The sequence below is a fragment of the Candidatus Obscuribacterales bacterium genome, assembly GCA_036703605.1.
In the GTDB taxonomy this organism is placed as follows: domain Bacteria; phylum Cyanobacteriota; class Cyanobacteriia; order RECH01; family RECH01; genus RECH01.
In genome coordinates this window covers 1-2,115 of record DATNRH010000716.1, presented here as the reverse complement: position 1 = coordinate 2,115, position 2,115 = coordinate 1, and the positions used below count along the sequence as shown (strand labels likewise).

At 52.1% G+C, this 2,115-nt stretch carries 3 protein-coding genes; all 3 read right to left on the bottom strand.

All coding sequences use genetic code 11. The annotated features are described in order from the left end of the window. Positions 1-1,040, bottom strand: a 1,040-nt coding sequence (locus V6D20_15075; GenBank protein HEY9817102.1) for an argonaute PAZ domain-containing protein, incomplete at its 3' end; no start/stop codon positions are given. Positions 1,041-1,121: 81 nt separating this feature from the next. Then, positions 1,122-1,736, bottom strand: a complete 615-nt coding sequence (locus V6D20_15070; GenBank protein ID HEY9817101.1) for a Uma2 family endonuclease — start codon at positions 1,734-1,736, stop codon at positions 1,122-1,124. 145 nt (positions 1,737-1,881) lie between these two features. Continuing rightward, positions 1,882-2,115 (bottom strand): hypothetical protein (locus V6D20_15065; protein ID HEY9817100.1); only part of this gene is annotated, 234 nt, incomplete at its 5' end.

The following is a 2,115-nucleotide window of genomic DNA, read 5'->3' as shown; positions in this document are numbered from 1 at the left end:
GGCGGCAACACATATCCATCGGCCTTGAGGGGCTGGGCAGGCGTTGAGACGTTGTAGACTCGTTCGAGGATCCAGGTTGCCGTTTTCGTTGCATCCGTGAGGCGATCGCTCAACTTCTTGCGAATACAGCGAAAAACCGCTTGGATATCCTGTTTCTCTTGAGGATTCGAGATGGAAGTCTCGATCTTGGCCAACATTTCCATGGTCACACTGGGCGATAGCCGCTGAGATAGATGGGCCACCGGCGGTTTGCGCCACTGATTGGCTCGTTTCACATACACCACCCGAGAGTTGTTGACCTCATCCTCAGTAGCTCCCTGTTGGCGGTGGTAGTCTGCCAGACTGATGCCCAACCCTTCAATCATCACCTGATCCGGCCGTTCTTGAGATACATCCTGATACTGCCAGCTAAGGTATTGATTCTTGGATTGATAGCGATTGCGCACATAGCGGATGGGTGCGTCAGGATAGTTCTCTAACCATTGGTGTAGCGTCCAGGGGGTATGGAAATGATGCTGTGTGTCGATGTCGAGGTAGAGGTTACCGTCTAGGTCGATGGCAACGTCGATGCGCCGTCCCCGATGCACTTCCCATCCAGTTCCAACCTTTTCTATGCCTGCATCACCGGATATCCACCAGTTCAGCCCCCCTTCGGAGGCCCGTTCCACGGTGGCAGCACGGGTGATCTGTCTGAGTTTGTACTCCAACGACTTACGTTCGAAGGTTTCTAGGGCTTTTCGTTCGGCAGCATGGTTACAGCTTAGGACTCTTTCTCCAGCTTGCGTCAGGTACCAATCTTCTGATTGCAGTCGATCTGGGCTGATGGGTTCCCGCGTAATGATGCTACTTCCCAGCCTTACAGCCGTTACTCTGAGGCTGTAGCAAATCCTTGAAATCGCCCGTTGCTCATCGCCAGATTCGGGCGGCTGCTGGAAATTACATCGATACTCAACCACCCGCAGATCCGCTTCTGTGAGCTGTTTTACCCAAAAACGGTTCAAGACAATCGATGCCGGCTCAAAGTCTAGGATTGAAGTCATGGGACTGTATAGATAAACGCAACCAAAAGAATGCCAACTTCTGCCCATGACAGTGTCTTCAAGCATAGGCACTGCCCAACGTTATGACCAAATGCGATTCAGGTTCAGCACAAATCCAGGCATAACCTCGTCACAATCGATCGCACTCGGTGACTCTAGCACTATCGCCGCCTGCCCAGGGCGATAGATCTCAACCTGCTGGCGCTCTGGGTCAATCAACAGCCCTAACCGCACGCCCAGCCGCTGATACTCCCGCATCTTGTCCTGCAACCGCTGCAATGGATCGATCGCAGACCGTAGCTCAATCACGAAATTAGGTACGATGGGGATAAAGCCCATAAGGTCTATTCCATCGAGTCGAGATGTTTCAATCCAAGATACATCGGGAGATAGCTTACCTCCTCCCAAGGCTGCGAAATCATAGCCGGTTGATGAATCAAAGGCTTCCCCTAAATTCGTTTGGCGATTCCAGATCCCCACTTCAACAGCTAACTCTAGATTTCGTCTACCCCTTTCTCCACCGGTTGGAGGCATCACTATCAACTCTCCATCCTTTGTAAGTTCGAGCTGTAGGTCGGGGTTGTCAAGGCAAAGCTGATCGAAATGCTCCGGCGTCATGGTCAGGGCAACGTTCTGCACATTCAGGAGCAGTGAAGGTTGGTGGTGGGATGGGGGGAGAGCAGAGGCAGCGGTCATAAGCCCCCCAAATCGCGACGAATTCTAAGGCGCACCCTCATAGTTTATCACCGGCTAGTGGTACCTTAAGCCATTCTGCCATCCCCAGCCTCGCTCCACGATAGCGAATATACGGATCAGTGAAACAGATTCTCTTAGGAGAGTGTTAACTTGGTTTCCTAAGAGAATCATACTTGCGCAACGGGCTAAAGAGTATCTTAGACGTGACAAACAACACGAAAACCGTTGTTGAAGCCGCGGTTTGTGGGGAAGTCCTTGTAGCGGTACGCAGACCGGCAAATCCTTGAATCGAAGCTCCAAGACCCGCCTCGCAGCATTCGATAAGAAGCATCGCCGCCGTTAATCCAAGCACTACCATCATTGGGTGCGCCTGTATAGT

Coding starts and splice junctions, on each gene's coding strand:
- V6D20_15070 (HEY9817101.1), bottom strand. CDS start 1,736: ATGACCGCTGCCTCTGCTCTCCCCCCATCCCACCACCAACCTTCACTG.